Consider the following 24624-nt stretch of genomic DNA (forward strand, 5'->3'; position numbering starts at 1 on the left):
TGGCGGCTTCGCCTTACCCGACCTACAAAATCTCCGAACCGTAGGCCGGGTAAGCGCAGCGCCACCCGGCACCACATTAGCCCACAGAGCCCCAGACCAGACTCCCCTTATGGAACGTCGCGGTACGCGGAGAGATGCGTGCCACGGCCTCGGCGGAACAGGAGGCATCCACCAGCACAAAGCTGGCGTCATCCTGCGCTTTCGGCCACGCGCGCTCGCCTTTGTCGTTCAGCGGCAGTACGTCGCCGGTGGCGATGCCCAGCGCACGCGAAAGCGTCTGCTCATTCGGGCGAATATAGAGCTGTGCATAGAGGTTGGCTTTCTCCAGCATGTCCCCCAGACCGTACGGCGACCAGTGGTCGATCACGCTGTCGGTACCGGTCATGACAAACACGCCTTTATCACGCAGTTGCTTCAGCGGCATGTGCAGAGTGCCAATCGGCACGGTGGAGGCGATGGTCACCTGTTGTGCCGCCATGCGGGTGGCGATCTCATCCACCCCTTGCTCGTTAAGCGTCGCCAGGGCGAAGGCGTGGCTGATGGTCAGCTTCCCCTTCAGCGCCGGCGTTTTCTCCACGGTTTGTACCATGTAGTTCACCGCCGCCACGCCCGCCGGGCTGGTTTCATGCAGATGGATATCCACCCCTTTGTCATAATCCAGCGCAATCTGGAACATGGTGTCGAGGGATTTCTCCATCGCGCCGTCGACGTTGGTCGGGTCCAGCCCGCCCACGTAATGCGCCCCCGCCTGCATCGCCTCGCGCATCAGCTTTTCAGAATGAGACAGCAGCAGGCCGTGCTGCGGGAAGGCAACGATTTCACAGTCAAAACCTGGGCTTCGGCGCGCCAGTACCGCCTGCAAATTTTCCAGGTTTTTCAGGCCGGAAACCGGCTCTATGTTGCAGTGGCTGCGGGCGATGGTGGACCCTTTGGACTGGAGCAGGTCGATCAGCTTTTCGGCGCGTTCTTGCGTGTAGGGCTGTAACTCCGGCAGCAGCTTCTGCTCCAGGCGGATCATGTCCTGAATGGTGGTGCCCGCCGGACGGTTCAGGGAGCGCCACGGGCCGCCGTAGAAGGTTTTATCCAGATGGATGTGCATGTCGCGCATCGCCGGGAGCATCAGCTTTTTGCCCGCGTCGAAGTGCGGCAGGGTCGCGTCCGCGTGGCTGTTGTTGTCGCGCAGGGCGACGATTTTCCCGTCTTTGATTTCCAGCGTTTTCAGCTCGGTGCGGGTACTTGTCGCCACGCTGCCGTCGAAGTTAAACCCGGCTTCCAGCAGCACGTTGTCGAGATAGTAATGTTTTGCGGTGATGTTCATCGGTTTACCCGTCTCGCAGGTTGCCTTTGCTGAATCGGCAGCATACGCGACGGAACCCGTGGCGCCAAACAGCGCGCAGGCGGTAACCATTTTGCCGCTCTGGCTGATAAACTCGCGGCGGCTTTTATTCTCACTCATCTTATCTTCCTTCATTAACAATGTGGGTACCCGTTTCACCGCGCAGCGCCGCGGGCAGGCAGTCCGGCGAGGTAATGATCACCCGCCTGCCGCCATGGCGTAAAAATTCCAGCGAGGCGACGATTTTCGGCAACATGCTGCCCGCCGGAAAATGCCCTTCTTCCATGTAGCGCGTCATCTGCGCCACGTTCACAGTGCTCAGCGCCTGTTGATTCGGCTTGCCGAAGTGGATGCACACTTTCTCCACGCCGGTGGTGATCACCAGCACGTCGGCGCGGATCTCGCGCGCCAGCAGCGCGGTGGAGAGATCTTTATCTATCACCGCGTCCACGCTCTGGTAATCGCCCTGTTCACTGCGCACCACAGGAATGCCTCCGCCGCCCGCGCCGATCACCACAAATCCTTTCTGCGTCAGCGCCTTGATGGCATCCGACTCAACGATGCGCCGCGGCTGCGGTGAAGCCACCACGCGGCGATAGCCCCGGCCTGAATCCTCAACAAAATGCCAGTCCGGGTGCGCAAGTTGCAGTTCGTCGCGCTGCGCCTCGCTGAAAAACGCGCCGATGGGTTTCGTCGGGTGCGTAAAACCAGGATCGTTTTTATCCACCTCCACCTGGGTGACGACCGTGACCGCTTTTTGTTCCCCGCGCGCCGCCAGGCGGTTGTTGAGCGCCTGCTGGATCAGGTAGCCGATCCCGCCCTGGGTATCCGCCACGCAGTTTGCCAGCGGGGTCAGCGGCAGTCCTTCCCGCTCGTGGGCGATTTCGGCGCGGCGCAGATCCAGCCCCACCTGCGGGCCATTGCCGTGGGTGAGCACGATGTCATAGTCCGAAGCCAGCATTTCGAGCACCGACTCAGCCACCGCTTTGACCGCCTGCGCCTGATGCTCAATCGACTGGCTGGCGTTGTCTTTGATAATGCTGTTGCCGCCGATGGCGACGACCATAAGCTCTTTCATTTTGTTTCCTTTAGAAGGTGCGTTCTGGTGCCCTCATCCCGGCCCTCTCCCACAGGGAGAGGGGGATTAACAGAGGTATCCAGCACATGCTTCACCACAAACATCCCGCCCATCATCAGGTAGGCCGTGACGAACATCAGGGAACTGCCCTCGGCAAAGCCCACCACCGGCGCGTGGATCACCCCAAACAGCGCCAGCAGCGCTCCACCGGCCGCCGCGACGGCCCCACGCAGCGGTTTGTTGAGGATGGCGAAAATGGCGATACAGCCCCAGAGCATGCTGGCGAGCGGCGCGCCGTTGCCGAGATGCATCAGGCCTTCGTAGTAGATCCCCTTGCTGTGCAGCACGTCGGTGCCGATTTTCGCCGCGCTGGTCCCCGCCGCGCTCATCACGCTGTTCATCATGGTCAGCGCCCAGTTGGCGATCCACGGGAACAGGCAGATGAAGATGACGGGCACCTCCACTTTCGGGGTCTCCCTCACCACCTGGTTGGCGGTGACGACGCCGATAAACACCAGAATCGGCACGATGGCGGTCATCGGTATGATGGCGAGCATAAAGGCCCCCAGCCCGAACAGCGGCACGATGAACATGGTCACGCCGGACGCCAGGGTGTAGCCGATGCTGGCGCCCATCGCTTTCCAGCCAGGATGGCCGACGTAGACCGTGACCGGGAACGGATTGCCCATCAGGCAGCCGAGCATCGAGGCCAGACCGTTCGCCAGCATTACCTTGCGGGTCGGGTATTCATCCCCCGCCGCGTGGGCGCTTTCGATGTTCTCCAGGTCAAAGATGTAGTTCGCCAGCCCCAGCGGTACGGCGGACGCCAGATACGGCAGCGCGTGCGGCAGTCCCTGCATGAAGCTGTCCACGTGCACTTCTGGCGGGTTAAAGCCGAATGATGACATGGACGTTTTAATGGCATCCGGGCTTTGCAGGCCGGAGATCCACGCAAGCAGAGTACCGGCAATTAACAGCAGCAGGCCGGTCGGGATTTTGGCGAAAATCGGCTTTTTACCGAACCAGTTAATGAAGATCAGCAGCAGGACGATAAACGACACGGTCGGCGCTTCGAACGCCTGCAACATCGGGTTCATCGCCAGCAGCAGCAGGCCAAGACCGGACAGGCACGACAGCAGCACGGTACGCGGGATCATCTTGCGGATGGTTTCCCCCAGGAAGGAACCGCCCGCGAGGATCATCGCTTCCACAAAGCACCACACCAGGCCAATCTGAATCGCGAAATCCGCATCGCCGGTTTGCTGGTAAACCGGCATTAAGACCAGGAAGGTCACGGTAAAAATCGACGGCGCGCTTGGGCCGGACGGCAGCGCGGTGACGTCCGTTCGTCCGGTGGCGCGCGCCATTTGCAGGCCAAACCACGTATAGCAAAGACTCGCCACCAGCACCGCCAGCCCGAAGGCTGGCGCGATGCGTCCATAAACAATCTCCTTCGGGATGCCGACGACAAAAATGAGCAGCCCCATCATGGTCAGCAAATTGGTCAGGTTGTTGGTCATCAACCCGAAATAAGCTGCCCAGTCACCTCTTTTCCACTCCAGTTTCATGTTTTTCATGGATGCATACCTTATAGAACGTAGCGATCGCGGAAGGTTAACAGCGCCTTTTCAAAACAGCTAAACGGCGGGTGAACGATGCCCGCCCCAATCATGCCGATCCCGGCGTCCTTGTGGGCAATGGCGGTATTAATGACCGGCAGAATGCCGCTGCCCGCGACCTTCGTGATGTCGATGGCGGTCGGGATGCCCATAAAAGACAGCAGCGGAATGGTGACGTTCGGGTTTTCGCCGAGGGTGATTTCGCGCATCTGGCGAGAAAAATCGATGGCTTCCTCCACCGTGCCGCCCACCAGCGCAACGATGGCCGGGGCCGTCGCCATTGCAAAGCCGCCGATGCCGTAGGTTTCGGTAATCGCGCTGTCGCCGATATCCAGCCCGGAGTCTTCCGGCTTATAGCCCGCGAACATCGGGCCGATCACCTGCTGCGCCGGGCCGGTGAACCACTGCCCCGGCAGGCCGGAAACGCGCAGGCCGAACTCGTAGCCGTTGCGCGCCATGGTGGTGACGACGGTGCTGTACTCAATGCCGTGGGCGGCATCCAGCGCGGCCTTACACATCGCCATCCACGTCGGACCGGAGAAGTAGTCGCTGCTGGCGACAAACTCGAACACTTCACGCTGCTGCGCCACCGGATAGCCCGCCTGGATCAGCCCCGGCGTCAGCGCCTGAATAAGCAGCGTGGTGCCCGCGTTGTTGCGGTTGTGGCACTCGTCGCCCATGTGCAGCGCCTGGGCCAGCATCAGGCGCAGGTCGATTTCGCCGATAATCTTCATCGCGTCGCGCAGCATCGGGCCGAGCACGTCGCGCATCCAGTTCAGGCGGTCGATCACGCTCTGGTCGTTAGCCCCCATGCGCAGGATCTTCGCCATCTGCTCGCTGAGGTTGGTGAAGGCGCGGTTGCCGTAGGTTTTGTTCTCAACGATGTGCATAAACATCGACGCGGAGGTGACGCCCGCCATGGAGCCCACGCAGTCGTGCTCGTGGCACGGCGAGAAGGTGATGTCGCCTGACGCCGCCAGCCTTGCGGCGTCTTCCAGATCCGTCGCCAGCCCTTCAAACACCAGCGCGCCGGTAACCGCGCCCTTCATCGCCCCGCACATGTTTTCCCAGGTAACAGGCGGACCGGCGTGCAGAATGGTCGTGCGGGTCATGCCCGGCACCACGTTGATCGCCTGGTCATAGCCCACCAGCACCGGATGGGACTGAATAATCCGCTCAAGGGCAATTTTGTTCGCGGCGGCAATTTTCTCCGCGAGCGGTTTTTCCGCCAGCCGATCCAGCGCGTCCACCACCTGCATATTGCCCTGCCCCGGCGGCGTCCAGTCGAGATGGGTCACGGGAACGTGCTGTTTTTTGAGGTCGTCGCTGAACATCGCAATCCCGACGTTAATCACGTTCAGCGGCTGGTTGAATAAGGTCGTCATTATGCTCTCTCCCCTTTGCAGACAAATTCGCGTGCCAGTAATCCGGTATTGGTGCTGCTGCTGGCCCAGATGACGCCTGCGTCAGTCAGCAGCTGGCACTGCTGCGCCAACGACTGCGGATCCTGATCGGTGCCGAGCACGTAGCCGAGAATTTCCAGCGGACGGTTGTCGGCTTTCGCGATCGCCTGTGCCTCTTTGATCGCCTCGATCATCACCCCCACCGGATCGTCATGCGCGCCAAAGCCGAGCACGAAATCCATCACGATCACCCCCACCTGCGGATCGCGCGCCTCCTGTAGCAGGCGGCTGATGCGGTTGGTCGGGTCGATCATCGGGTGTGGCTTGCCGTTGGTGAAGTCATCGTCACCGAAATCAAGGAAGGTGTGGGTCTGGCTGACGCTGATATCTTTCAGACGCCTGGCCGGGTCCGGCTGGATGTTGCTGTAAACATCGTCAAACTTCTCCAGCGCGGCAAACATCGCTTCGTCGCACAGGGTGCCGCCGCAGAACAGGCCGCGAATGTACTTCTGCTGCGGCGTCAGGCGGGCGCGTACCTCTTCGATTAGCGGCCAGTTGAGCGGATGTAAATCCAGGGTGTCTTTTTTAATGCCGGTAAGCAGCACCGCTTTCAGGGCCGCCTCTTTGGTGCCACGAGCAAACTGTAAACGGTCTTCATCGGCAGGCGGTTCGTTGCGGCCCAGGAAGCACACAACCACAGGCTTGCGGCAGGCGCGTGCCCGGGCCAGTACTTTCTCAGCCACCGCGGGTGCAGGCGGTTTGGAGATGAGCGCTATCACCCGGGTCGCGTCGTCCGCCTCCAGCATGTCGATGGCATCGAGCATCATCAGGCCGCCGATCTTCTCGCTGAGATCGCGTCCGCCGGTGCCAATCAGCTGCGACACGCCGCCGCCGAACTCGTGAATGCGCACGCTCAGCTCCTGGCTGCCGGTGCCGGAGGCACCAACGATGCCAATCTGCCCGCGACGCACCGCATTGGCGAAGCACAGCCCCGCGCCGTTGATAATGGCGGTGCCGCAGTCTGGCCCCATCATCAGCAGACCCTTTTCATGCGCCAGCTGCTTCAGCGCCAGCTCGTCGTCGAGCGATACGTTATCGGAGAACAGCATCACGTTAAGATCGTTTTCCAGCGCCTGGCGCGCTTCCCGTGCGGCGAAGGTGCCGTTGACGGAAATCACCGCAAGGTTGCTGTCCGGACGATGGGTTTTGGCGCTGGCAATCGTCGCGTAGCGTGCTTCATGGGAGCCAGTGCGCTCTTTACGCGTGAATAACGCTTCAATGGCGGCGAGGGTTTCCTCATTCGCCGCGTCGCCTTTAATAACGATCATCAGGTCGCCGTTTTTCGCGTCCGTTAATTCCGGCGTTAATAGCCCGAGGTTTTTTAATACCCCTTTGTTCATTTCCGTCGCCATCGCCACAAACGCCTGCTCGACGCCCGGCAATTTATTGGCTTTGGTGGAAACCGACATTAAGGAAACCGAATCGAAATACGTATTCTTTTTTATGACGATTTTGGTTGGCATTATTTTCACCTGTTTAAGATAAAAGGGGGCCGCCGTCGTGCTAAATGCACGTCGGTAACAATGCGTTTATTGATTAACGGCCAGCCAGGGGAAGGCTGACCGAATGCACTATGCGCCTGCCGCCAGCAGCAGGTCTGCGATCGCGTTGAAGCCTTTTTCCCGCGCCAGTTCGAGCGGGGTTTTGCCGTATTTATCGGTCATGTGCGGGTTCGCGCCGTGATCGAGCAGCAGCTTCACAATTTCCTGCTGCTTTGCGCCGCCGTCGTTTAATACGATGGCCTCCAGCAGCGGCGTCCAGCCGACAAAATTGGTGTGGTTGACGTTGATGTCGGTTTTTTCCAGCAGCTCACGCACGATTTCAACGTGCCCTTTTTCACTGGCAGGGGTAATGCCCACGCCGCCAAAGCGCGTCAGACGATCGAGATCCGGATTTGCCGGAAGGACAATGCGCAGCAGGGTTAAATCATTGGTCAGGCAGCCGATCAGGAAGGGGTTAAAACAGGTCTGGTCCTGTTTATCGATATCCGCCCCGGCGGCAATTAAAAACTCCACACAGGCGTAATGCTTTTTCAGGCTGGCAATAATAATGGCGGTTCTTTTCTGGCGGTTGGTCGCGTTAATATCCACGCCTTTCTCCAGGCAGGCTTTTAGCGCGTCGATATTGCCCTCTTCTGCCGCCAGCAGAAATTCTGTAACCAGTGCAGTTGCAGACATATTCAGACTCCCTATGTTTCACTTCTGATGACCTGAGAATAGCAACAGCCTGGTCATAAAAGAATCCGCTTAAAAATGATTCATCGACACGCAATTCATTGTTGAGTTAAATTCAACGGTCCGGGAGAAATGTGCGTCTGTGCAACCTTTTTCTTATGTTTTACCGCTTTTACGCGCTTCAGGGTGCATTATCCTTATGGCTGAAAAAGCCTTACACAGCGCGGTTCTACGTAAAAATCCAGAACTGTGATCGACATCAACTATGATGTAACGCCGCTGTTAAAATATGTTCAAAACTGATGGTCACCAGGAGCCATAATATGAATTCCATCTTTACCGAAGAGAATTTGCTGGCCTTCACCACCGCGGCACGTTTTGGCAGTTTTAGCAAAGCGGCTGCCGAGCTGGGCGTAACCACCTCCGCCATCAGTTACACCATCAAACGCATGGAGACCGGACTGGACGTGGTGCTGTTTGTACGCAACACGCGCAGCATTGAGCTGACCGAATCCGGTTTTTATTTTTATCGTAAAGCGACCGACCTGCTGAATGACTTTCATGCCATCAAGCGCGGGATTGATACCATTTCTCAGGGCATTGAGACGCGGGTGCGCATCTGCATAAACCAGCTTTTGTATACGCCACGCCATACCGCGCGTTTGCTCCAGGTGCTGAAAAAACAGTTTCCCACCTGCCAGATCACAGTGACGACCGAGGTGTATAACGGCGTCTGGGATTCCATCATTAATAATCAGGCCAATATCGCCATTGGCGCGCCGGATACGCTGCTGGACGGCGGCGGCATTGATTACACCGAGATAGGGGCGATCCGCTGGGTATTTGCCATCGCGCCCACGCATCCGCTGGCGTTCGCCCCGGAGCCCATTTCCGAAAGTCAGCTGCGTCTGTATCCCAATATCATGGTCGAGGACACCGCGCATACCATCAACAAGAAGGTGGGCTGGCTGCTTCACGGTCAGGAGGCGATTCTGGTGCCGGACTTCAACACGAAATGCCAGTGTCAGATCCTGGGGGAAGGTATTGGCTTTTTACCGGAATATATGACGCGTGAGGCGGTGGAGGAAGGGCTGCTGGTAACGCGGCGGATCAATAATCCACGTCAGGATTCGCGCATGCTGCTCGCCACGCAGCATGCGGCGACCGGTCAGGTCACGCGCTGGATCAAACAGCAGTTTGGCCCGGAAGGCGTGCTGACCCGGATCTACAGTGACTTACTGTGGCGTACCTAGCTCTTCGTCTGAACCCAAAACGCGTGGATAAGACCGGGGAAGTAGCCCAGGATGGTCAGAAGGATATTCAGAATAAACGCCCAGCCCAGCCCCTTGCCAAGCAGCACGCCCAGCGGCGGGAGAATAATCGTAAAAACAACGCGCCAAAAACCCATAAAAAACTCCGTGCAAGCTAACCAATTGAAAATTATAAAAGACACTTCTCTAAGCGTAGCCAGTTTACGGTTAACTGCCATGCGTCTCTCGCGCTTTTACCTGCCTTTACCCTCTTTACACTGGCTTAAACCCCCGCCTTAAATGCTCTACTGTTCTGAAATTGACCTTAAGGAAACGCAATGTCTCTTTCTCTTATTTCGCCGCAGCAGGCAAACGCGCTGATTGCTGAAAGTGATGCCGTGGAACCGACGTACCTGATAAGGAGTATCTGAAAGATTAGGCTGTACCCCGCCCCCGGACGTGGGCTATGGTGAAGATCATGACAATGATGAGGAGGTGCTATGTTTTCTGTCGGTGATTATGTCCAACCGCGTCAGGGCGGTCCGAAACTGAAAGTGCTCGAAGTGAATGGTGAAAACATTGTGGCTGTGCAGGCCAGCAATGAGCAGGGCGAGAAATATCACCTGAAAGCGGCGGACGTGGTTCTGTACTCCGAAGACGGTGACTTTGGCGTCTGCTAAGTCAATAATCGGGCGGAATACACCGCCCGAATAATCATCAGATCAGGAAATCGTCCAGCGATTTACCGTTTGCCAGTGCGGTTGCAATTGGCTTTGGCGTACGCCCCTGGCCGGTCCAGGTTTTTTCTTCACCGTTCGCGTCAGTAAAACGATATTTCGCCGCACGCGCTTTACGTTTTTTCGTCGGCTGACCCGCCTGCGCCAGATCACTGCCTAACAGATCGCTCGGAGAAATACCGTCAGCTTTCATCAGTTCCAGCAGAGCATTAATTTTATCCTGCTGTTCAGCGCGTTGACGCTCTAATTCAGCCTGCTCGCTGCGTTTTTCTTCAGTGACAATCCGGAATTTTTCCAGCACTTCTTCCAGAACATCCATGGATAATTCACGTGCCAGCGCCCGGAGGGTACGAATATTATTAAGATTCTGTAACGTTAAAGCCATAATAATGAAAAACCTTTCTTCGTGTGTATAACATAAATCAGGCAACAGAATAATTGATTTTTGTTCTGATATCTACCCACCCTGACGTTTTGACATTATTGTAAATGTTTTAGAATATCCCGTTAATATAACCCCGAAATATATGTCTGTTTTAATGCGTAATATACCGCCCTTCCCCAGGCCAAAAACCCCTGTTTAAAACAGTTCAAAAAACCGCCTCCACTCTCCCACACAACAGAGGTTTTACACGCGCACTGATAAGCTAATCCATTGATTTATTTTAATAAAATATAGACAGGGAGAGAAAATAACGAAGCGCGCAAAAAACGCACAACTTTAGAGAATTTTATGGCCAAAGCGCCTGCAAATAAAAATTAATCACTACTTGTTAGTTAAAAGCCAGAGAGATACGCTATACACTCATAGCAAACCAACCTAAAGCACTAAGGGCCGCAGGTAAAACGCCACTTTTTTGTCCTGTTCGAGGAGTTCAGACATGTTCTCACCGCAGTCTCGCCTGCGCCATGCGGTAGCGGATACGTTCGCGATGGTCGTTTACTGTTCCGTCGTGAATATGCTGATTGAAATTTTCCTGTCGGGAATGTCCTTTGAGCAATCCCTCTCGTCGCGCCTGGTGGCCATTCCGGTGAATATCATGATTGCCTGGCCGTACGGCCTGTATCGCGATGCAGTGATGCGTTTAGCCCGGCGTATTAGCCCGGCGGGTTGGGTAAAAAACCTGGCGGACGTGCTGGCTTACGTAACGTTCCAGTCCCCGGTGTATGTGGTTATTTTGCTGACGGTGGGCGCAGACTGGCATCAAATCGCCGCTGCGGTAAGTTCAAATATCGTGGTATCCATGCTGATGGGTGCGGTGTACGGTTACTTTCTTGACTACTGCCGCCGCCTGTTTAAAGTCAGCCCTTATAGCCAGGCAAAAGCGTAAGGTAAGGCGACTGGCTCAGGCCAGTCGCAGAGTTATTGTACGTCGCCAAACAGCCCTTTCAGGAACCGCTCCAGCGCCATACGCGAGCTGAAACCGTGCGGAATACCATAATGTTCATGCGTCTCGCCGCCTAAATAGAGCGGAAATTGCTGATAATGATCGCAGGTTTTAATATCCGAGGCGGGCTCAGCAAATGACAGGCTTCTGTCTTTGAGTGTCGGGTGAATAATGAGAGCAGTACGCCCCATTCTTGCTTCACGGTTGACGTAAACATAATTCTCACCACGGCGATATCCGTACGCTTTTGATGTTACCTCATCCATGGTGAACCCTTCTTTTTCAAGAACGCGCGCCACCTCATCGGGTCGTAAATACATATCTTTTCCTCATTATCATTCCTGCCCGGCAACCTTACAGTATTCAGCATTAGCAGGGCTTTCAGAATATTCCATAAACTGCCCGATAAGCCGTGACTCGCTTCAGATATTACATTTCTGGACTAAACTAAACGGGAACACAAATTATGGAGGATCGTATGTTTAACAGACCGAACCGAAACGATATTAATGACGACACACAGGATATTCGTAACGATGTCAGCCAATTAGCGGACACGCTGGAAGCCGTATTGAAATCCTGGGGCTCTGACGCGAAGGACGAAGCAGATGCCGCGAAACGTAAGGCTCAGTCTCTGCTGCGTGAAACGCGGGCAAGGATGAATGGCCGCTCACGTACCACTCAGGCGGCCTGCGACATGGCCAGCTGCGCCACCACCTTCGTACGTGAAAAACCACTTTGTACGCTGGGAACGGTCGCGGCGGTCGGGATTTTTGTCGGCGCCCTGCTTAGCTTGCGTAAGTAAGCGCGCGTTCTCAGCCCCGGTCGCCTCAGGCGCCGGGGCTTTTCTTTGCCTGACAGCCTGAAAAACCCGCACAGCCCGCCCTGCCCCGCCAGGCTCATCGTTGGGGCCTTATTAATCTGTATTTCCCATATCTTGTGTGGTTGAAACTTATCGCAACTACATCTAGTATTCCCTTTAGAAAGACACACACAACATGACGCGTTTACTCGCGCCGTTCTCTCATTCTAAATGGAAATACGAATCATGAGCATTATTATTTACACTCGTAACGATTGTGTTCAGTGCCACGCCACGAAACGGGCGATGGAGAGCCGCGGCGTGGCATTTGAGATGGTCAATATTGATCAGGTGCCCGACGCGGCAGACACCCTGCGGGCGCAGGGTTTCCGTCAGCTTCCGGTTGTCGTTGCCGGCGACACCAGCTGGTCTGGCTTCCGTCCGGACATGATCAACCGCCTTGCCGCTCAGGGCGTCAGTGCATGAGCACGCTGGTCTACTTTTCCAGCAGCTCGGAAAACACGCTTCGGTTTATGGAGCGTCTCGGGCTGCCCGCGATACGCATTCCGCTGAACGAGCGGGAGCGTATTCAGGTAGACGAACCCTACATTCTGGTGGTGCCCAGCTATGGAGGTGGCGGCACCGCAGGGGCTGTGCCTCGTCAGGTGATCCGCTTTCTGAACGATCCCCATAACCGGCAGCTGATTCGCGGCGTGATCGCCACAGGCAATCGCAACTTCGGCGAGGCCTTTGCCCGCGCCGGGGATGTCATCTCTCAAAAATGCGGCGTGCCGTATCTCTATCGTTTTGAACTGATGGGGACACAGCAGGACGTAGAGAACGTGCGTAAAGGAGTGAACGAATTTTGGCAACGACAACCGCAGAACGCGTGATTCAGGCGACGCCGGATTACCACGCATTAAACGCCATGCTAAACCTCTATGACCGGGAGGGGCGCATTCAGTTTGGCAAAGATCATGAGGCGGTGGACGCCTTTTTTGCCGCTCATGTACGCCCGAACAGCGTCGTCTTTGGCAGCCAGCAGGAACGTCTCGACTGGCTGGTAAAAGAGGGTTATTACGAAGAGCGTGTCCTGACACGCTACGACCGCGCCTTCGTGGTGGCATTGTTTGAACGGGCGCACGCCAGCGGTTTTCGCTTCCAGACGTTTCTCGGCGCGTGGAAGTATTACACCAGCTACACCCTGAAAACCTTTGACGGCAAACGCTATTTAGAAAGCTTTGAAGATCGGGTGGTGATGGTGGCGCTGACGCTGGCGCAGGGCGATGAAGCGCTGGCCGAAAGACTCACGGAGGAGATCCTCTCCGGTCGCTTCCAGCCCGCCACGCCAACGTTCCTTAACTGTGGGAAAGCCCAGCGCGGCGAACTGGTCTCCTGCTTCCTGCTGCGTATTGAAGACAATATGGAGTCGATTGGCCGTGCGGTGAATTCGGCGCTACAGCTTTCGAAACGCGGCGGCGGCGTGGCGTTTCTGCTCTCGAACCTGCGGGAAGCGGGCGCACCAATCAAGCGCATCGAAAACCAGTCTTCCGGCGTCATCCCGGTGATGAAGATGCTGGAAGATGCCTTCTCATACGCCAACCAGCTCGGCGCACGTCAGGGCGCGGGCGCGGTTTATCTGCACGCGCACCACCCGGACATTCTGCGTTTTCTGGATACCAAACGTGAAAACGCCGACGAAAAGATCCGCATCAAAACCCTGTCGCTCGGCGTGGTGATCCCGGATATCACGTTTAAGCTGGCTAAAGAGAATGCCGACATGGCGCTCTTCTCACCGTATGACGTTGAGCGGATTTACGGCAAAGCCTTTGGCGACGTGGCGATAAGCGAGCTGTACGACGAGCTGGTGGCCGACGATCGCATTCGCAAAAAAACCATCAACGCCCGCGATTTCTTCCAGACGCTGGCTGAAATTCAGTTTGAGTCCGGCTATCCGTACATCATGTACGAGGACACGGTGAACCGCGCGAACCCGATTGCCGGGCGCATCAACATGAGCAATCTGTGCTCGGAGATTTTGCAGGTCAACAGCGCGTCCAGCTACGACGAGAACCTCGACTACGCGGACGTGGGCAAGGATATCTCCTGTAACCTCGGGTCGCTAAATATTGCCCATACCATGGATTCACCCGATTTTGGCCGCACGGTAGAGACCGCCATTCGCGGGCTGACGGCGGTATCGGACATGAGCCACATCCGCAGCGTACCGTCCATTGAGGCGGGCAACGCCGCGTCGCATGCCATCGGCCTTGGGCAGATGAACCTGCACGGCTATCTGGCGCGGGAGGGCATCGCCTACGGTAGCCCGGAAGGGCTGGATTTCACCAACCTTTATTTCTACACCATCACCTGGCATGCGCTGCATACCTCGATGATGCTGGCGCGCGAACGCCACCAGCGGTTCGCAGGCTTTGAGCAGTCCCGCTACGCCAGCGGAGAGTATTTCAGCCAGTATCTGGAAGGCGACTGGCAGCCGAAAACCGAAAAAGTACGCGCGCTGTTTGCCCGCGCTGGCATCACCCTGCCGACGCGTGAGATGTGGCAACAGCTGCGTGAAGAGGTGATGCGCTACGGCATTTATAACCAGAACCTTCAGGCGGTGCCGCCAACCGGCTCCATTTCCTATATCAATCACGCCACGTCGAGCATCCACCCCATCGTGTCGAAGATTGAAATCCGTAAGGAAGGCAAAACCGGGCGTGTCTACTACCCTGCCCCGTTTATGACCAACGAGAATCTGGCGCTGTACCAGGACGCCTATGAGATTGGCCCGGAAAAGATCATTGATACCTACGCCGAGGCGACTAAACATGTGGATCAGGGGCTGTCACTGACGCTCTTCTTCCCGGACACCGCCACCACGCGGGATATCAACAAAGCGCAGATCTACGCCTGGAAGAAAGGCATCAAAACGCTGTACTACATTCGCCTGCGCCAGCTCGCGCTGGAAGGCACCGAAATTGAAGGCTGCGTGTCCTGCGCGCTGTAAGGAGAAAGGATGAAACTGTCACGCGTAAGTGCCGTTAACTGGAACAAAATTCAGGATGATAAAGACCTGGAGGTCTGGAACCGCCTGACCAGCAACTTCTGGCTGCCGGAAAAGGTCCCGCTCTCCAACGATATTCCGGCCTGGCAAACCCTGAGCCATGCCGAGCAGCAGCTGACAATCCGCGTCTTTACCGGCCTGACGCTGCTGGACACCATTCAGAATACCGTGGGTGCGCCCGCGCTGATGAGTGATGCGCTGACCCCGCACGAAGAGGCGGTAATGTCGAATATCAGCTTTATGGAGGCGGTCCATGCCCGCTCCTACAGCTCGATTTTCTCCACCCTGTGCCAGACCAGAGACGTGGACGCGGCCTACGCCTGGAGTGAAGAGAGCGCGTCATTGCAGCGCAAGGCAGATCTGGTGCTGGAATATTACCGGGCCGACGAGCCGCTGAAGAAGAAGATCGCCAGCGTGTTCCTGGAATCTTTCCTCTTCTATTCCGGCTTCTGGCTGCCTATGTACTGGTCGAGCCGGGGCAAGCTCACCAACACCGCCGATTTGATTCGCCTCATCATCCGGGATGAAGCGGTACACGGGTATTATATCGGCTATAAGTACCAGAAAGGGCTGGAGAAAGTCAGCGCGGAAAAACGCGAGGAACTCAAAGGTTTTGCCCTCGATTTACTGATGGATCTGTATGACAACGAGCTGAGCTATACCGAAGAGCTGTACGCCGGAACGGGCTGGGAAGAGGACGTAAAAGCTTTCCTCTGCTATAACGCCAACAAGGCGCTGATGAACCTGGGCTACGAAGCGTTATTCCCACCAGAAATGGCGGAGGTGAACCCGGCGATCCTCGCGGCGCTGTCGCCCAACGCCGATGAAAACCACGACTTCTTTTCCGGGTCCGGCTCGTCGTACGTGATGGGTAAAGCTGTGGAGACGCAAGACGAGGACTGGGATTTTTAATGAATGAATTAACGTTCATTAATTAACTCTGCATTTCATTATTTCCAGCCGAATATTCCACTACGTACTACACTGTAATTTCCCCGTCATATTCGCCTGAATCACACCGATTCAGGCGAAATTCTCCCATGCAACAGCAAAAAATTGAGAAAAATTCAAACCGCCCTCAGCCCTTTATTCATGGGAAATTCAGCCGTTTCGCTTGCGGCAAAATTCCGGCCTCAGGCCGGTCCAGGGTTGTCTCAGATTCTGAGTATGTTAGGGTAATGCCAGTTAACTATTTACCATGGTAATCATATCGACATAAACAAATAACAGGACACTCTCTATTGCATGGCAATTAAATTAGAAGTGAAAAATCTTTATAAAGTATTTGGCGAGCACCCGCAGCGCGCATTCAAATATATTGAGAAAGGCCTTACGAAAGAGCAAATTCTGGAAAAAACCGGGCTATCGCTTGGCGTTAAAGACGCCAGTCTGGCCATTGAAGAAGGCGAGATTTTTGTCATCATGGGATTATCCGGTTCGGGTAAATCCACTATGGTTCGCCTTCTCAATCGCCTGATTGAACCCACCCGCGGACAGGTGCTGATAGACGGCGTGGATATCGCCAGAATATCAGACGCCGAACTCCGTGAGGTGCGCAGAAAGAAAATTGCGATGGTGTTTCAGTCATTTGCACTGATGCCGCACATGACGGTACTCGATAATACCGCCTTTGGCATGGAGTTAGCCGGCACGCCCGCTCAGGAACGTCAGGAAAAAGCCCTTGATGCACTGCGTCAGGTCGGGCTGGAAAATTATGCTCATGCGTATCCGGATGAACTCTCCGGCGGTATGCGTCAGCGTGTGGGATTAGCGCGCGCATTAGCGATTAATCCGGACATCTTATTAATGGACGAAGCCTTCTCAGCGCTCGATCCCTTAATTCGCACCGAGATGCAGGATGAGCTGGTAAAATTACAGGCCAAACATCAGCGCACCATTGTTTTTATTTCTCACGATCTGGATGAAGCCATGCGTATTGGCGACCGTATCGCCATTATGCAAAATGGTGAAGTGGTGCAGGTCGGCACACCGGATGAAATTCTCAATAATCCGGCGAATGATTATGTGCGCACCTTCTTCCGCGGCGTGGATATTAGCCACGTATTCAGTGCGAAAGATATTGCCCGTCGAACACCAAACGGCATTTTTCGTAAAACGCCAGGTTTTGGCCCGCGCTCCGCGCTGAAGCTGTTGCAGGACGAAGACCGTGAATACGGTTATCTGGTTGAACGCGGCAATAAATTTGTCGGCGTGGTCTCCATCGACTCTCTGAAAACCGCCCTGAGCGAAAACCTGGGAATCGATGCAGCGTTGATTGACGCTCCGCTTGCCGTGGACGCCGAAACGCCGCTCAGCGAGTTGCTCTCTCACGTGGGTCAGGCGCCGTGCGCCGTGCCGGTCGTCGGTGAAGAACAACAGTACGTTGGCATCATCTCAAAGCGGATGCTGCTACAGGCTTTAGATCGCGAGGGGACAAACAATGGCTGATCAATCAAACCCATGGGGCACCACTGAAGCAGCGGACAGCGCGGCGCAATCTGCCGATGCGTGGGGGTCGACGCCTGCGCCTGCCGATGGCGGCGGCGCGGCAGACTGGCTCAACAGCGCACCAGCGCCTGCCCCAGAGCATTTCAATATTATGGATCCGTTCCACAAGACGCTGATCCCGCTGGATAGCTGGGTAACGGAGGGGATCGACTGGGTCGTTACCCACTTCCGTCCGGTGTTCCAGGGGATCCGCATCCCGGTGGATTACATCCTGAACGGCTTCCAGCAGCTGATGCTGGGCATGCCCGCGCCGGTGGCGATTATCCTGTTCTCGCTGATCGCATGGCAGTTCGGCAGCGCGGGTATGGGGATCGCCACGCTCATCTCCCTGATTGCCATCGGCGCGATTGGCGCGTGGTCTCAGGCGATGATCACCCTGGCGCTGGTGCTGACCGCCCTGCTGTTCTGCGTGGTGATCGGCCTGCCGATGGGGATCTGGCTGGCGCGCAGCCCCCGGGCCGCGAAGATTATCCGCCCGCTGCTGGATGCGATGCAGACCACGCCAGCGTTCGTTTACCTGGTGCCTATTGTGATGCTGTTCGGCATCGGTAACGTACCGGGGGTGGTCGTGACCATAATCTTCGCCCTGCCACCGATTATTCGCCTGACCATTCTGGGCATTAACCAGGTGCCTGCGGATCTGATAGAGGCATCGCGCTCGTTCGGCGCCAGCCCGCGTCAGATGCTGTTTAAGGTTCAGCTTCCGCTGGCGATGCCGACCATTATGGCAGGTGTTAACCAGACGCTGATGCTGGCGCTGTCGATGGTGGTGATCGCCTCGATGATTGCCGTTGGCGGGTTAGGTCAGATGGTACTGCGCGGCATTGGCCGTCTCGATATGGGGCTGGCGACCGTCGGCGGCGTCGGGATTGTGATCCTCGCCATCATTCTTGACCGCCTGACCCAGGCTGTCGGTCGTGATTCACGTAGTCGCGGCAACCGTCGCTGGTACACCACCGGCCCTGTCGGGTTACTCACCCGCCCATTTACAAAATAAGGAACAACGATGCGACATAACGTACTTTTTGCCACAGCGTTTGCGACCCTTGTCTCCACCAGCGCAGTTGCCGCTGACCTGCCGGGCAAAGGCATTACCGTGCAGCCGGTGCAGAGCACCATTTCGGAAGAGTCCTTCCAGACCCAGATTGTCAGCCGTGCGCTGGAGAAACTGGGCTATACGGTGAATACCGCCAGCGAAGTGGATTACAACGTGGGCTATACCTCCATTGCCTCCGGTGATGCCACCTTTACCGCCGTGAACTGGCAGCCGCTGCACGACGACATGTATGCCGCCGCAGGCGGTGACAAGAAATTCTACCGCGAAGGCACCTTTGTGACCGGCGCTGCGCAGGGATATCTGATCGACAAGAAAACCGCCGATAAATATCACATCACCAATATTGAACAGCTGAAAGATCCGAAGATCGCAAAACTGTTTGATACCAACGGTGACGGTAAAGCCGACATGATGGGCTGTTCGCCGGGCTGGGGCTGTGAAGCGGTGATTAACCACCAGAACAAAGCCTTCGATCTGGCGAAGACCGTCGACGTGAGCCACGGCAATTACTCTGCGATGATGGCCGACACCATCGCCCGCTTTAAAGAAGGAAAGCCGGTGATCTACTACACCTGGACGCCGTACTGGGTGAGCGACGTGCTGAAGCCGGGCAAAGACGTGGTGTGGTTGCAGGTGCCCTTCTCCTCCCTGCCAGGCGAGCAGAAAGATATCGACACCAAACTGCCAAACGGCATGAACTATGGCTTCCCGGTGAACACCATGCATATTGTGGCGAACAAAGCCTGGGCCGAGAAAAACCCGGCGGCGGCGAAGCTGTTCTCGGTGATGAAACTGCCGCTGGCAGACATTAACGCCCAGAACGCGATGATGCACGCGGGTAAATCATCCGAAGCTGATATCAAAGGCCACGTGGATGGCTGGATCAAAGCCCACCAGCAGCAGTTCGATGGCTGGGTGAAAGAGGCGCTTGAGGCGCAGAAGTAAAACATTTTCCCTCACCCTAACCCTCTCCCAGGGGAAGAGGGAACGATGACCACCCTCTCCCCCTGGGAGAGGGTCGGGGTGAGGGGATCAAACCGCACCCAACCTTAACCGCACAATCCACCACGTAACAATTCCCCAACATTCACCATCATTGGTTATTATGTTTCCGGAAAAATAATCACTTAACTCACGATTCCTGAAACTAATGACAAAAACAACTCAAGGGCTTAGCCCCGCACTCATCCTTTTAATGTCCGTGGCAACGGGTCTGGCCGTCGCCAGCAACTATTACGCACAACCACTGCTCGACACCATCGCACGCGCCTTCGATCTTTCAGCCAGCTCCGCCGGGTTTATTGTCACCGCCGCACAGCTCGGCTATGCGGCCGGGCTGCTGTTCCTGGTGCCATTAGGCGATATGTTTGAGCGCCGGATGCTTATCGTCTCCATGACGCTGCTGGCGGCGGGCGGGATGTTGATCACCGCCAGCAGCCAGTCGTTAACGATGATGATTATCGGCACCGCGCTGACGGGGCTGTTCTCGGTGGTGGCGCAAATTCTGGTTCCCCTCGCCGCGACGCTGGCTTCCCCGGAAAAACGCGGCAAAGTGGTCGGCACTATCATGAGCGGCCTGCTGCTGGGCATCCTGCTGGCGCGAACCGTTGCCGGGCTGCTGGCGAGCCTCGGTGGCTGGCGCACCGTTTACTGGGTGGCGAGCGTGCTGATGGTTATCATGGCGCTGGCCCTGTGGCGCGGCCTGCCAAAGGTGAAGCAGGAAAATCACCTGAACTATCCGCAGCTCCTCGCCTCCGTTTTCAGCCTCTTCACCCGGGATAAACTCCTGCGCACGCGCGCCGTTCTGGGGTGTCTCACCTTCGCTAACTTCAGCATCCTATGGACGTCGATGGCGTTTCTGCTCGCCGCACCGCCGTTTAACTACTCAGAAGGCGTGATTGGCCTGTTCGGGCTGGCAGGCGCGGCTGGCGCACTGGGCGCGCGCCCGGCGGGTGGGCTGGCCGACAAAGGCAAATCTCATATGACCACCTCCGCAGGGCTGGTTTTACTCCTGCTCTCCTGGGCGGCCATCTGGTACGGACACGTCTCCGTGCTGGCGCTGATTGTCGGTATTCTGGTGCTCGACCTCACCGTGCAGGGTGTACATATCACCAACCAGACCGTGATTTACCGCGTGAAGCCGGATGCCCGTAACCGTCTGACGGCCGGGTACATGACCAGCTACTTTATCGGCGGCGCGGCGGGCTCGCTCATCTCAGCCTCCGCCTGGCAGCATGCGGGCTGGACGGGCGTGTGCGCCATCGGCGCCATCGTCGCGGCGATAAATCTGCTGGTATGGTGGCGCGGCTATCACCGTCAGGAAGCAATTCACTAAGTTTTACATTGCTTTGGGCCCCCTGGGGTGTAAAGGGGGCCTGCATCTGTTAAGGTAACGGTAATCATTTATCCCAGAAATTTTACTGTGGGTGACATATTTACTACCGGCATGAATAGTTCAGACCCCTGTCCTCACATCCCCTCTTTCGCGGGTACACACCCCACGCTCTCTGTGCTCACCGGGTCACGGATTTACCCGGCGCTTTCTGATGGTGACATACGTTTGGCGGATATAACCGCACAAATAATTCATTTACATTATTTGTCACTGTCGTTACTATATCGGCTGTAATTAATGAGGTTATGCCCAAAATGGATAGTTCGTTTACGCCCATTGAACAAATGCTTAAGTTCCGCGCCAGTCGTCATGAGGACTTCCCGTATCAGGAAATTCTGCTGACCCGCCTGTGCATGCACATGCAGGGTAAGCTGCTGGAAAATCGTAACAAGATGCTGAAAGCGCAGGGGATTAACGAGACGTTGTTTATGGCGTTGATTACGCTGGAGTCTCAGGAAAATCACAGCATTCAGCCGTCGGAACTGAGCTGTGCGCTGGGGTCATCCCGTACCAATGCGACCCGTATCGCGGATGAACTGGAAAAGCGCGGCTGGATTGAACGCCGTGAAAGCGATAACGATCGCCGCTGCCTGCATCTGCAACTGACTGAAAAAGGTCACGAATTCTTGCGCGAAGTGCTGCCACCGCAGCACAACTGCCTGCACCAGCTCTGGTCTGCCCTCAGCACCGCCGAGCGCGACCAGCTTGAGCACATCACTCGCAAGCTGCTCACCCGTCTGGACCAGATGGATGAAGATGGCGTCATCCTTGAGGCGCTGCGCTAACGCGACGATCCGCTCAACATTCCAGATTGCTAAAAAGAAAAACTGACAGGCCAGCACGTGAAACTGCTGGCCTTTCTGACAACAGGTCGGCTCAGCCGATGTGAAAATAAAAAGATCGTGGAGAACAACAATGAGCGCAAATGCGGAGAACACCCTCCCGCAGCAACCGGCCAACAAAAAGGGCAAACGTAAGAGCGCCCTTATTCTGCTGACCTTGCTCTTTATTATTATTGCCGTGGCATATGGGATCTATTGGTTTTTAGTCTTGCGTCATGTTGAAGAGACAGACGATGCATACGTGGCAGGGAATCAGGTTCAAATCATGGCGCAGGTGTCAGGCAGCGTGACGAAAGTCTGGGCTGATAACACCGACTTTGTGAAAAAAGGCGATGTGCTGGTCACGCTCGACCCGACCGACGCCCAACAGGCGTTTGAAAAAGCACAAACGGCGCTGGCCTCCAGCGTTCGCCAGACCCGCCAGCTGATGATCAACAGCAAGCAGCTTCAGGCCAATATCGACGTGCAGAAAACGGCCCTGGCTCAGGCGCAGAGCGACCTCAATCGTCGTGTTCCTCTCGGCACCGCCAACCTGATTGGCCGTGAAGAGTTGCAGCACGCCCGCGACGCGGTGGCCAGCGCACAGGCGCAGCTGGACGTGGCGATCCAACAGTACAACGCCAACCAGGCGATGGTGTTGGGCACCTCTCTGGAAAACCAGCCAGCGGTGAAACAGGCAGCGACCGAAGTGCGTAACGCATGGCTTGCCCTGCAACGTACCAAAATCGTCAGCCCGATGACCGGCTACGTTTCCCGTCGTTCCGTACAGCCAGGGGCGCAGATTGGCACCACCACGCCGCTAATGGCGGTCGTTCCGGCGAACAATCTGTGGGTCGATGCGAACTTCAAAGAGACCCAGCTGGCGCATATGCGTATCGGCCAGACCGCGACCGTGGTCAGCGATATTTACGGCGATGACGTCAAGTACACCGGGAAAGTGGTCGGTCTGGACATGGGGACCGGCAGCGCGTTCAGCCTGCTGCCTGCACAGAACGCCACCGGCAACTGGATCAAAGTGGTACAGCGCTTGCCTGTGCGTATCGAGCTGGATCCTAAGCAGCTGGCAGACCATCCGCTGCGAATTGGCCTTTCCACGCTGGTGACGGTCGATACCGCCAACCGCGACGGTCAGATCCTCGCAAGCCAGGTGCGCAGTACGCCAGCTTATGAAAGTAACGCCCGTGAAATTAGCCTCGATCCGGTCAATAAGCTGATCGATGACATCGTGAAGGCAAACGCCGGTTAAGCCGAAGGTGAGCGTTATGCAACAGCAAAAGCCGCAAAAACCGCTGGAGGGGGCGCAGCTGGTCATTATGACCATTGCGCTGTCGCTGGCGACATTCATGCAGGTGCTGGACTCCACCATCGCAAACGTGGCGATCCCTACGATCGCCGGGAACCTTGGCTCATCGCTGAGCCAGGGGACCTGGGTCATTACCTCGTTCGGGGTGGCGAACGCCATCTCCATTCCCATCACCGGCTGGCTGGCGAAGCGCGTCGGTGAAGTGAAGCTGTTCCTCTGGTCGACGATCCTGTTCGTGCTGGCCTCCTGGGCCTGCGGCATGTCCAGCAGCCTGACGATGCTGATTTTCTTCCGCGTCATCCAGGGGATTGTCGCCGGGCCGTTGATTCCGCTGTCGCAGAGTTTGCTGCTGAACAACTATCCGCCCGCCAAGCGCTCCATCGCGCTCGCGCTGTGGTCGATGACGGTGATCGTCGCCCCAATTTGCGGGCCAATCCTCGGCGGCTATATCAGCGATAACTATCACTGGGGCTGGATCTTCTTCATCAACGTGCCCATCGGTGCGCTGGTGGTGCTGATGACGCTACAGTCTCTGCGTGGTCGCGAAACGCGGACCGAACAGCGGCGGATCGACGGCATCGGGCTGGCACTGCTGGTTGTCGGCATCGGCAGCCTGCAAATCATGCTCGACCGCGGCAAAGAGCTGGACTGGTTTGCCTCTACGGAAATCATTGTGCTGACGGTGGTCGCCGTGGTGGCCATCAGCTTCCTGATTGTCTGGGAGCTGACGGACGATAATCCGATAGTCGACCTCTCGCTGTTTAAATCGCGAAACTTCACCATCGGCTGCCTCTGTATCAGCCTCGCCTATATGCTCTACTTCGGCGCGATTGTTCTGCTGCCGCAGCTGTTGCAGGAGGTGTACGGCTATACCGCAACCTGGGCGGGGCTGGCCTCCGCGCCGGTGGGGTTAATTCCGGTTCTGCTGTCGCCGATTATTGGCCGTTTCGCCCATAAGCTCGACATGCGCAGGCTGGTGACGTTCAGCTTCATCATGTACGCCGTGTGCTTCTACTGGCGCGCGTATACGTTTGAACCGGGAATGGACTTTGGCGCCTCCGCGTGGCCGCAGTTTATTCAGGGCTTCGCCGTAGCGTGCTTCTTTATGCCGCTGACCACCATTACGCTTTCCGGCTTACCGCCTGAGCGGATGGCGGCGGCATCGAGCCTGTCGAACTTCACCCGTACGCTGGCGGGCTCCATCGGGACTTCGATCACCACCACGCTGTGGACCAACCGGGAATCGATGCACCATGCTCAACTCACCGAAGCGGTGAACCCGTTCAACCCTAACGCTCAGCAGATGTATAGCCAGCTTGAGGGGATGGGGATGACGGAGCAGCAGGCGTCCGGCTGGCTTGCCCAGCAGATCACCAACCAGGGGCTGATTATCTCGGCAAACGAGATTTTCTGGATATCGGCGGGGATCTTCATCGTCCTGCTGGGGCTGGTGTGGTTTGCCAAACCACCGTTTGGGGCCGGTAGCGGGGGCGGTGGGGCGCACTAGCCCTGTGCACGGGTTGCCGGGTGGCGGCTACGCCTTACCCGGCCTACGATCGTAGGCCCGGTAAGCGCAGCGCCACCGGGCAACAATCGCCCCCCTTG

At 56.6% G+C, this 24624-nt stretch carries 24 protein-coding genes; 15 read left to right on the top strand and 9 right to left on the bottom strand.

Annotation, left to right across the window (positions count from 1 at the left end):
* Positions 1–76 precede the first annotated feature (76 nt).
* The 6 genes from ACJTMZ_RS09080 to ACJTMZ_RS09105 all read right to left on the bottom strand — a co-directional run bounded on the left by ACJTMZ_RS09080 (position 77) and on the right by ACJTMZ_RS09105 (position 7673).
* Entirely contained in the window at positions 77–1456 is a 1380-nt protein-coding gene (locus ACJTMZ_RS09080) for an amidohydrolase family protein (RefSeq protein ID WP_163296743.1), read from the bottom strand.
* 1 nt (position 1457) lies between these two features.
* The gene (locus tag ACJTMZ_RS09085) at positions 1458–2414 is read right to left on the bottom strand and encodes a carbamate kinase family protein (protein ID WP_017692798.1); all 957 of its coding nucleotides are present in this window, start codon (positions 2412–2414) and stop codon (positions 1458–1460) included.
* A complete protein-coding gene (locus tag ACJTMZ_RS09090; protein ID WP_017382763.1) occupies positions 2411–3991 on the bottom strand; it encodes a hypothetical protein in 1581 nt (526 codons plus the stop codon). Before ACJTMZ_RS09090 ends, ACJTMZ_RS09085 begins: the two co-directional genes overlap by 4 nt.
* Before the next feature lie 11 nt (positions 3992–4002).
* The gene (locus tag ACJTMZ_RS09095) at positions 4003–5418 is read right to left on the bottom strand and encodes a DUF1116 domain-containing protein (RefSeq protein WP_408626912.1); all 1416 of its coding nucleotides are present in this window, start codon (positions 5416–5418) and stop codon (positions 4003–4005) included.
* Entirely contained in the window at positions 5418–6959 is a 1542-nt protein-coding gene (fdrA, locus tag ACJTMZ_RS09100) for an acyl-CoA synthetase FdrA (RefSeq protein WP_017382765.1), read from the bottom strand. The genes ACJTMZ_RS09095 and fdrA overlap by 1 nt, the downstream gene beginning before the upstream one ends.
* A gap of 108 nt (positions 6960–7067) precedes the next feature.
* A complete protein-coding gene (locus tag ACJTMZ_RS09105) occupies positions 7068–7673 on the bottom strand; it encodes an ankyrin repeat domain-containing protein (RefSeq protein WP_015571649.1) in 606 nt (201 codons plus the stop codon).
* Between the two features lie 320 nt (positions 7674–7993).
* Here ACJTMZ_RS09105 and ACJTMZ_RS09110 point away from each other — a divergent pair, with 320 nt between their 5' ends.
* Entirely contained in the window at positions 7994–8923 is a 930-nt protein-coding gene (locus ACJTMZ_RS09110; protein WP_023295311.1) for a LysR substrate-binding domain-containing protein, read from the top strand.
* Here ACJTMZ_RS09110 and ACJTMZ_RS09115 read toward each other — a convergent pair.
* Positions 8920–9078, bottom strand: coding sequence for a YqaE/Pmp3 family membrane protein (locus ACJTMZ_RS09115; RefSeq protein WP_003862203.1), 159 nt, complete (start codon positions 9076–9078; stop codon positions 8920–8922). The genes ACJTMZ_RS09110 and ACJTMZ_RS09115 overlap by 4 nt on opposite strands.
* Before the next feature lie 342 nt (positions 9079–9420).
* Here ACJTMZ_RS09115 and ACJTMZ_RS09120 point away from each other — a divergent pair, with 342 nt between their 5' ends.
* Entirely contained in the window at positions 9421–9600 is a 180-nt protein-coding gene (locus ACJTMZ_RS09120) for a hypothetical protein (RefSeq protein ID WP_015571651.1), read from the top strand.
* A 37-nt stretch (positions 9601–9637) separates the two neighbouring features.
* On the opposite strand, the gene stpA is transcribed toward ACJTMZ_RS09120, so the two are convergent.
* Complete coding sequence (stpA, locus tag ACJTMZ_RS09125; RefSeq protein WP_015571652.1) at positions 9638–10042, bottom strand: DNA-binding protein StpA; 405 nt, start codon at positions 10040–10042, stop codon at positions 9638–9640.
* A gap of 496 nt (positions 10043–10538) precedes the next feature.
* Between stpA and alaE the strand changes: the two genes are divergently transcribed.
* Positions 10539–10988, top strand: a complete 450-nt coding sequence (gene alaE, locus ACJTMZ_RS09130; RefSeq protein ID WP_015571653.1) for an L-alanine exporter AlaE — start codon at positions 10539–10541, stop codon at positions 10986–10988.
* Positions 10989–11020: 32 nt separating this feature from the next.
* On the opposite strand, the gene ACJTMZ_RS09135 is transcribed toward alaE, so the two are convergent.
* Positions 11021–11365, bottom strand: a complete 345-nt coding sequence (locus tag ACJTMZ_RS09135) for a DUF2002 family protein (RefSeq protein ID WP_006811693.1) — start codon at positions 11363–11365, stop codon at positions 11021–11023.
* A 158-nt stretch (positions 11366–11523) separates the two neighbouring features.
* Between ACJTMZ_RS09135 and ACJTMZ_RS09140 the strand changes: the two genes are divergently transcribed.
* From ACJTMZ_RS09140 to emrB, 12 genes are all read left to right on the top strand, one after another.
* Positions 11524–11850: a DUF883 domain-containing protein gene (locus ACJTMZ_RS09140; RefSeq protein ID WP_017382769.1), complete on the top strand. Its 327-nt coding sequence runs from the start codon at positions 11524–11526 to the stop codon at positions 11848–11850.
* A gap of 243 nt (positions 11851–12093) precedes the next feature.
* Positions 12094–12333, top strand: coding sequence for a glutaredoxin-like protein NrdH (gene nrdH / locus ACJTMZ_RS09145; protein WP_017382770.1), 240 nt, complete (start codon positions 12094–12096; stop codon positions 12331–12333).
* On the top strand, positions 12330–12740 hold the full coding sequence (gene nrdI / locus ACJTMZ_RS09150; protein WP_408626913.1) for a class Ib ribonucleoside-diphosphate reductase assembly flavoprotein NrdI: 411 nt from the start codon (positions 12330–12332) through the stop codon (positions 12738–12740). The genes nrdH and nrdI overlap by 4 nt, the downstream gene beginning before the upstream one ends.
* Complete coding sequence (gene nrdE / locus ACJTMZ_RS09155) at positions 12713–14857, top strand: class 1b ribonucleoside-diphosphate reductase subunit alpha (RefSeq protein ID WP_032669334.1); 2145 nt, start codon at positions 12713–12715, stop codon at positions 14855–14857. Before nrdI ends, nrdE begins: the two co-directional genes overlap by 28 nt.
* Positions 14858–14866: 9 nt before the next feature.
* Positions 14867–15826 (top strand): class 1b ribonucleoside-diphosphate reductase subunit beta, encoded by a 960-nt coding sequence (gene nrdF / locus ACJTMZ_RS09160; RefSeq protein ID WP_017382773.1) that lies wholly within the window; start codon positions 14867–14869, stop codon positions 15824–15826.
* Positions 15827–16159: 333 nt separating this feature from the next.
* The gene (proV, locus tag ACJTMZ_RS09165) at positions 16160–17362 is read left to right on the top strand and encodes a glycine betaine/L-proline ABC transporter ATP-binding protein ProV (protein WP_252010962.1); all 1203 of its coding nucleotides are present in this window, start codon (positions 16160–16162) and stop codon (positions 17360–17362) included.
* Positions 17355–18419, top strand: a complete 1065-nt coding sequence (gene proW, locus ACJTMZ_RS09170) for a glycine betaine/L-proline ABC transporter permease ProW (protein ID WP_015571659.1) — start codon at positions 17355–17357, stop codon at positions 18417–18419. Before proV ends, proW begins: the two co-directional genes overlap by 8 nt.
* 9 nt (positions 18420–18428) lie before the next feature.
* On the top strand, positions 18429–19424 hold the full coding sequence (gene proX / locus ACJTMZ_RS09175; RefSeq protein ID WP_017382774.1) for a glycine betaine/L-proline ABC transporter substrate-binding protein ProX: 996 nt from the start codon (positions 18429–18431) through the stop codon (positions 19422–19424).
* 205 nt (positions 19425–19629) lie between these two features.
* On the top strand, positions 19630–20814 hold the full coding sequence (locus tag ACJTMZ_RS09180) for an MFS transporter (protein WP_017692795.1): 1185 nt from the start codon (positions 19630–19632) through the stop codon (positions 20812–20814).
* A 314-nt stretch (positions 20815–21128) separates the two neighbouring features.
* Positions 21129–21659, top strand: coding sequence for a multidrug efflux transporter EmrAB transcriptional repressor EmrR (gene emrR / locus ACJTMZ_RS09185; RefSeq protein ID WP_017694792.1), 531 nt, complete (start codon positions 21129–21131; stop codon positions 21657–21659).
* A 130-nt stretch (positions 21660–21789) separates the two neighbouring features.
* Entirely contained in the window at positions 21790–22962 is a 1173-nt protein-coding gene (gene emrA, locus ACJTMZ_RS09190; RefSeq protein ID WP_032654743.1) for a multidrug efflux MFS transporter periplasmic adaptor subunit EmrA, read from the top strand.
* A gap of 16 nt (positions 22963–22978) precedes the next feature.
* Entirely contained in the window at positions 22979–24526 is a 1548-nt protein-coding gene (emrB, locus tag ACJTMZ_RS09195; protein WP_006811709.1) for a multidrug efflux MFS transporter permease subunit EmrB, read from the top strand.
* Positions 24527–24624 lie beyond the last annotated feature (98 nt).

The sequence above is a fragment of the Enterobacter sp. DN genome (assembly GCF_046054285.1).
Classification (GTDB): Bacteria; Pseudomonadota; Gammaproteobacteria; order Enterobacterales; family Enterobacteriaceae; genus Enterobacter; species Enterobacter hormaechei_C.